At 46.9% G+C, this 7,133-nt stretch carries 7 protein-coding genes; 4 read left to right on the top strand and 3 right to left on the bottom strand.

What is annotated here, in order from left to right; translation table 11 throughout:
* Positions 1-246: hypothetical protein (locus ACTHY5_RS10395; RefSeq protein ID WP_441879368.1), on the top strand; the 246-nt coding region annotated here is incomplete at its 5' end.
* Positions 247-434: 188 nt separating this feature from the next.
* On the opposite strand, the gene dusA is transcribed toward ACTHY5_RS10395, so the two are convergent.
* A complete protein-coding gene (gene dusA / locus ACTHY5_RS10390; protein WP_441879366.1) occupies positions 435-1,421 on the bottom strand; it encodes a tRNA dihydrouridine(20/20a) synthase DusA in 987 nt (328 codons plus the stop codon).
* A 131-nt stretch (positions 1,422-1,552) separates the two neighbouring features.
* On the opposite strand from dusA, the gene zur reads away from it, so the two are divergent.
* Both zur and ACTHY5_RS10380 read left to right on the top strand, forming a co-directional pair.
* The gene (zur, locus tag ACTHY5_RS10385) at positions 1,553-1,999 is read left to right on the top strand and encodes a zinc uptake transcriptional repressor Zur (RefSeq protein WP_441879364.1); all 447 of its coding nucleotides are present in this window, start codon (positions 1,553-1,555) and stop codon (positions 1,997-1,999) included.
* A gap of 51 nt (positions 2,000-2,050) precedes the next feature.
* The gene (locus tag ACTHY5_RS10380; protein WP_441879362.1) at positions 2,051-2,932 is read left to right on the top strand and encodes a bile acid:sodium symporter family protein; all 882 of its coding nucleotides are present in this window, start codon (positions 2,051-2,053) and stop codon (positions 2,930-2,932) included.
* 50 nt (positions 2,933-2,982) lie between these two features.
* Here ACTHY5_RS10380 and alr read toward each other — a convergent pair whose 3' ends face one another.
* Positions 2,983-4,071: an alanine racemase gene (gene alr / locus ACTHY5_RS10375; protein WP_441879360.1), complete on the bottom strand. Its 1,089-nt coding sequence runs from the start codon at positions 4,069-4,071 to the stop codon at positions 2,983-2,985.
* Between the two features lie 9 nt (positions 4,072-4,080).
* Entirely contained in the window at positions 4,081-5,475 is a 1,395-nt protein-coding gene (dnaB, locus tag ACTHY5_RS10370) for a replicative DNA helicase (RefSeq protein WP_441879358.1), read from the bottom strand.
* A gap of 491 nt (positions 5,476-5,966) precedes the next feature.
* On the opposite strand from dnaB, the gene ACTHY5_RS10365 reads away from it, so the two are divergent.
* Positions 5,967-6,836, top strand: coding sequence for a Tim44 domain-containing protein (locus ACTHY5_RS10365; RefSeq protein ID WP_441879356.1), 870 nt, complete (start codon positions 5,967-5,969; stop codon positions 6,834-6,836).
* The last annotated feature ends 297 nt before the right edge of the window (positions 6,837-7,133 follow it).

Here is a 7,133-nt window from a genome sequence, read left to right as displayed (position 1 = left end):
GATGCCGACAAAAAGCTAACCGAGTTACGTACTAAAGGGCAGGCTAAGTTTAGTGCTGTACTGCGCGAAGACAGCCAATTTATTACTCATGCCGACCATTTTATGCCTTATGTGGCTGAGCTGGCAGAAGAGTTAGAGATATTAATGACCGCCACCGAAGAAGAATACCAAGACTTGCTATCGCGCATGGTGCATAAAATTCAAGTGTTAGCCGAAACCCTCAGCCAGTTTATGCGCGTGTCTTAAAAAACAGCGGTACACTTTACGCTGACCGCTGTACGTTAAAGAAAAACTGCGAATGGCTGACGGCTGATCGCTTACTGCCCTTGTTTAAAAATATTCTCGCTGATGCTCGGTGCCAGCTAAAGCGGCACACTACAGAAAACATCGGTTTTGTAGTTTTAAGCTTGGTGCTAGGCGCCTGGCGCTGTGTTTTAGTCTATGTAACAAAACTCAGGTACTTTCGCCATAGCCGCTTCAACCACCTCAGGCCCGGCTCCCTTTTTGTGGGCGTTTTCACTTAAATAACGACGCCACGCGCGCGCGCCGGGTAAACCTTGAAAGATCCCCAAAGTATGACGAGTGATATTACCTAAATACGTATCTTGGCTTAATTGCTGCTCAATATAAGGTAATAACTGGCGAACAACCTCGTGGCGGCTGGGTATTTGATAGTGCTCATCAAATAATGCACCGTCTACCTGTGCCAATATATAGGGGTTTTGATACACCTCACGCCCCAGCATAACGCCATCGAGTTGCCTAAGGTGAGTATTCGCCTCAGCCAGAGTTTTAATACCGCCATTAATGGCTATGGTTAGCTCAGGGTAATCTCGCTTAAGCTGATATACACGCTCATAATCCAATGGCGGCACATCACGGTTTTGCTTAGGGCTTAAGCCTTTTAACCATGCCTTGCGCGCGTGCACAATCAACGCATCTACCTTAACGTCTACCAAGCTATTCACTAATGTGCATAAAAACCCATAGCTGTCTTGCTCATCAATACCAATGCGTGTTTTTACCGTCACCGGAATATTCACTGCCGCTTTCATCGCCGCCACACTGTCCGCCACTCGCTTGGGCTCTGCCATTAAACAGGCACCAAACATACCATTTTGTACGCGATCAGACGGACAACCCACATTCAGGTTAATTTCACCATAACCTTGACGCTCAGCCCGAATAGCACATTCAGCCAAAGCCACAGGATCACTGCCGCCCAGTTGCAACACTAAGGGATGCTCTTGCTCATTAAAGCCAAGGTAATCGCCCTTACCGTATAAAATAGCACCTGTGGTGACCATTTCAGTATATAACTGAGCGTGACGACTCATTAACCGATGAAAATAACGGCAATGCCGGTCAGTCCAATCGAGCATAGGGGCAACGGAGAAGCGAGCAGAGGGATAATGGGTCATAAAAAATACTTATTTACGCACAAAGACGGCCATTATACCCAAGCTCGCGCACAGTCCCAAACTTGTTTAGAGGAAGCCTTCGTCGGCTATGGTAATATGGCCGTTGAAATTAAAGAGGGTTATCTGGGTTTATGTCCATTCAATATCAGCTGGAACGTGCCGATGCATTGTGTAAGCAGCGCGGGGTGCGTTTTACGCCAACTCGACGCAATGTATTTACACTGATTGCCGGCTTTCAGGGCGCAGTAAGTGCCTATGATTTATTAGACAAGCTTAAAGAGCTAGAGCCCAACGCAAAACCGCCTACGGTTTATCGTGCATTAGATTTTTTACTTACTCAGGGCTTTATTCATAAAGTAGAGTCACTTAATGCTTTTTTGTTTTGTGAGCATTTTGATGAAGACCACCCTATGCAGTTATTAATTTGTAATGGCTGTGGGTTAGTCGTAGAGCTACATGATGCGGCCATACACCAAGCTTTTGAGCAACAAGCCAACCTAAATGGCTTTGCCATTAGTAGCCAGTCTATTGAAGCCCACGGCCAATGCCAACAGTGCCAAATTACAACGCAAGGTTAGCCGCACTTTATAAGTCACTTAGTACTTAGCGCTATTTTCTACTTAATTGGGATGATCTTTGTTTTGCTAACTATTTTACTTCCCCTCGCTCTCGCCCTAATGACACTTGTTATGGGCATGACGCTAGAGCTCTCTCATTTTAGTCGGTTACGAAAACAACCAGTACCGCTATTAATGGGACTGCTTATGCAATGGCTATTACTACCTTTGCTAGCTTGGGGCATTATTATGGTGCTGGCTCTGCCCCCACTCATTGCTGCCGCCTTAATTTTAATTAGTGCCGCTCCCGGTGGTGCCACCTCAAACTTATTTAGCTTTTTAGCAGATGGAGACAGTGCCTTATCGGTGAGCTTAACGGCATTTGTTGGCTTATTGGCGCCATTTTGGATGCCTTTTTCGGTCATGGTACAGTTATCTTGGCTCGGCGTACCCGCAGACACCTTTGCCCTGCCTTTAACCCAAACCATAGCGCAGCTGGTGCTTATTTGTATTGTCCCCGTGGTAATCGGCATGCTTATTCGCCACCGCTTTCGCCACTGGGTTACCCGTTATCAACCGCGCCTTAAACAGTTAAGTGGTGCCTTATTTATGTTGGTACTGGCCAGTCTCATTACTCACAACTTGCCACAACTGCCTTCCTTATTTAGTCAAGCTGCAGGGGCCATGTTGTTACTTTGCATCTTAGCCTTAGCCGGCGGCTATTGGGGGGCAAAATTGGCGAGGTGCTCTGCGTCTAGCTGTCGGAGTTTGGCATTTGAGGTCGGGATCCAAAATGGCGCTGTAGCGATTTTAGTGGCCTATACACAATTAGGATCAGATGAATTGGCTATGATGGCATTACTGTACGGTATTATGATGAACTTGCCGGCATTGGCGCTATTAGCCTACTTTAAGACTAATAGCGCCAATGCACAGGCCACAAGAGAATGTTGAATGCTTAGTTTTTCTTGTCGCATTCAACACGCCACTTACCTCTAGTACGGTTAATCGACATATTTAAGTTTAGGTCTTGCAGTAAGCCGGGTGACTAGCTCATAAGCAATAGTCCCCACATGGCGAGCCACTTCTTCTGCCGCCAGTCCCGCGCCCCACAAAATGACCTCATCCCCCACTTGATCATTACTCTCTGGTCCTAAATCAACGGTGGCCATATCCATAGCCACACGACCCACTAACGCAACCCGGCGTCCATTAACTAATACAGGTGTGCCTGCCGGTGCCATGCGTGGGTAGCCATCACCATAACCGACCGCGATCACGCCAATACGGGTATCCCTTGGGCTAACCCAACTTGCACCGTATCCAATCGGTTCACCCGCCTTATGCTCACGCACCGCAATTAAGCTACTGGTAAAATCCATCGCGGGGCGTAAACCAAAATCACTGCCTTGTTGTTCTGCAAAAGGTGTAATGCCATACAGCATAATGCCCGGGCGAATAAAATCGCTGTGTGCTTGAGGAAAGGCCATTACACCTGCTGAGTTACATAAAGCGGTATGTTTTACTTTGCCAGCAGTTGCTTGTTGAAAGCGCGCAATCGCGGCTTCGGTAATGCCACGTTGTTCGGGTTCGTCAGCTTGAGCAAAGTGGGTCATGGCATTTACCGGCTGCACCACTTGTTTAATAGCACTTACTCGTGTCAATACCGCATCGGCTTGCTCTGGGCTAAAGCCAACACGGTGCATGCCTGAATCTATTTTTACCCACACAGTGACAGGAGCTGCCAATGGCGTTGTTTCTAACACCTTTAACTGAGCAAACTCATGGATGCACACATGAAAGTCATTAAGCGCAGCAAATTGTAGTTGCTCGGCATTCAAGAACCCAGATAACAGCAGAATCGACTGGCTAACACCCGAATTACGCAACTTTTGTGCTTCTTCAAACCGAGCAACAGCAAACATGTCTGCCGATGCTTGTAATGCCGATGCTACCGGCAAGTCACCATGCCCATAGGCGTTAGCTTTTACCACAGCAATCGCTTTAGCCGTGGGAGCTAAGCGCTTTGCCTGCTCTAAATTATGCTGTATCGCCGACAGGCTAATGCGAGCAATCGCCCCGTGTGCATCCATCTCAACTCCTTAATATTCATCATCAAATGCGGGGCCGGCATAGTTATCGAAGCGTGAGAACTGCCCCTGAAACGTCAGTCGCACCCGGCCAATAGGTCCATTTCGCTGCTTACCGATGATGATTTCGGCAATGCCTTTTTCTTCACTATCATCGTGATAAACCTCATCACGATAAATAAACATGATTAAGTCAGCATCTTGCTCTATTGAGCCTGACTCACGTAAATCTGAGTTAACAGGTCGCTTATCTGAACGCTGCTCTAGGCTTCGGTTAAGCTGAGACAAAGCCACAACCGGCACCTCTAACTCTTTAGCCAAAGACTTAAGTGAGCGAGATATTTCGGCAATTTCTAGCGTCCGATTATCGGCCAGACTGGGTACTGTCATTAGTTGTAGATAATCAATCATGATCATACTGATGCCACCGTGCTCTCGGGCAATACGCCGTGCACGAGAGCGCACTTCTGTTGGCGTAAGGCCCGATGAGTCATCAATATATAACTGACCTTTTTCTAGCAACATGCCCATGGTCGACGACAAACGAGCCCAATCTTCATCATCTAATTGCCCGGTACGGATTTTGGTTTGATCAACACGACCGAGCGAAGCAAGCATCCGCATAATAATCTGCTCAGAGGGCATTTCCAAGGAGAATATAAGAGCAGGTTTGTCTTTTGTGAGCGCGGCATGCTCACACAAGTTCATAGCAAAGGTTGTTTTCCCCATAGAGGGTCGAGCAGCAACAATAATTAAATCAGAATCTTGAAAACCCGCTGTCATTTTATCCAGATCTTTGTAACCTGAAGATACCCCTGTTACCCCATTATGAGGGCTTTTATAAAGCTCTTCGATACGGTCGACTGTGCTTTCTAATAGTACTCGTAGCGGCTGTGGGCCCTCATTAACATTGGTACGACTTTCGGCAATGTTAAATACCTTGGTTTCGGCCAAGTCAATTAAGTCATCAGCATTACGCCCCTGTGGGTCGAAGCCTGATTCCGCAATATCATTTGCCACCGCAATCATTTCTCGCACTAAGGCACGCTCACGCACTATGTCGGCATAAGCTCCAATATTAGCGGCACTCGGAGTATTTTTGGCAATTTCAACTAAATATGAAAACCCACCCACAGTATCAAGAGACTCGTGGCGCTCTAACTCTTCTTGTACCGTAATTAAGTCGATAGGGTTGTTCAGTTGAGCCAGCCGATGTATAGCTTGAAAAATAAGCCGATGGGGTCGGCTATAAAAGTCAGGCTCTGCGACCTTTTCCGCCACTCGGTCCCAAGCGTTATTATCCAACAACAAGCCACCCAGCACAGATTGTTCCGCCTCAAAAGAGTGAGGAGGCATTTTTAGCTGGGCTACAGCATGGTCAGTTTTAGTGGCGGTTTTTTCGCTCATTCATATTCTCTCTACGGTTGTCTATAACGTGGGATCATAACAAGGTGTTATACCAATCTAAGCATGTATGTGAACTGTTTTGAGGTTGAGTACTAGAGGCAAAAGGGACAGCTTTAAGCGCTAATATTTATCTAAGTAAACGCTCAAAACCCATGATAAGTACTAAACCACACCGAGCATAAGGTTGAATCCATTCAACCTTTTTAGGCAGTACTATAATTTTTGGTCGACTGCTTCGTGCTTAAAGTAAGCGCCCCTGCAGAAGACATAAAAACCTAATCTGTTCGTTTTCCTGATTGGTATTATAACAAGCAGCTAAATGTGCTCGGTTATAGTAGTCACATTGTACATGTGATGCTCAAGTCTTGGCATCTTGATACAAGATTAACTTCTTACCCGCTCTGCTAGATACTTAGCTGAATAAGTGAACAGTAGTTGACTTAACATGCCCCTGCTTTAGGATGTGTTCTTCGTTATTTAAGGAAGCTAACATGCGCAAACTTCTTACTTTATTTACCCTTATTTTTGCAGTAGGCATTACCGCCACTGCCTTTGATGCTGAAGCTCGTAAAATGGGCGGCGGCCGCTCTTTTGGCAAGTCATTTAAAACCGCACCCGCCCAGCCTGCTAAGCAGCAAGCGGCGGGTAAAAACACAGCCGGTCAAACACAAACACCTAAAAAATCTGGTGGCATGATGGGCGGCCTACTCGGCGGTTTATTAGCCGGTGGCTTATTTGCGGCTTTATTAGGCTCAGGTGCGTTTTCAGGCTTACAGATGATGGACTTCTTACTGATCGCCGGCCTCGCGTTTGTCGCCTTTAAGATATTTGGCGCCTTACGCAAAGGCAAAGCGCCCGCATCAAGGGCCGCATACAGTGGCCCTCAACAGTTTGAAGCACCTCAACAGCCTGTGACTCCTATGTCTGCAGCACCTGCAGGAGCCAGCGGCGGCTTTGCCCCCTCTGATGTTCCCTTTAATCTACCACCAGGTTTTGATATGCAAGCCTTTTTGCAGGGCTCACGCGAGCATTACCGCACCTTGCAAGAAGCGTGGAATACCAATGATCTAGAAAAGATCCGTGAGTATGTATCACCGGCGTTATTTAACGACTTAAGCCAAGAGCGTGCTACGTTAACGGGTGATCAGCACACTGAGGTGATGTTTGTAGACGCCGAGTTAGTACGCGCCGATCACACCTCTTATCACGCCCAAGTGAGCTTGAAATTTAGTGGCCGCTACCGTGATAGCCAAGAAGCTATTGAGCAAGACATTAACGAGGTTTGGCACCTTGAGCGTGATTTAACTCAAGAGAATGCTCCTTGGTTAATTGTTGGCCTTGATGAAAACAATAACAGCTAATCGTTTTGACATATATATCACAGGCGCCTCAGGGCGCCTTTTTTGTGCCTACCTCTTAGCCCAGCGCTAATACCAATCTGGAAAAATAACTGATCTATTTTTGTTTGTATAATACCAATCGGATTAAGTAAGTGGTCAGCTTTATCTTCTGTAGATGCCGAAAAAAGGGAGCGACTACACCGACACGCTGCGGGGCTAATGACACTCACCGTATCAGCCTACTGCGAACATTCACTGGATGTTCGTTAGGCTGATACCGCTCGTCACGGCGAGCAAGCTCGCCCCCTCTGGCTTCAG

The organism is Oceanisphaera sp. (assembly GCF_052084945.1).
GTDB lineage: Bacteria > Pseudomonadota > Gammaproteobacteria > Enterobacterales > Aeromonadaceae > Oceanimonas.
Note: the sequence above shows the minus strand (reverse complement) of the source record. Positions and strands in the feature narration are given on the sequence as shown.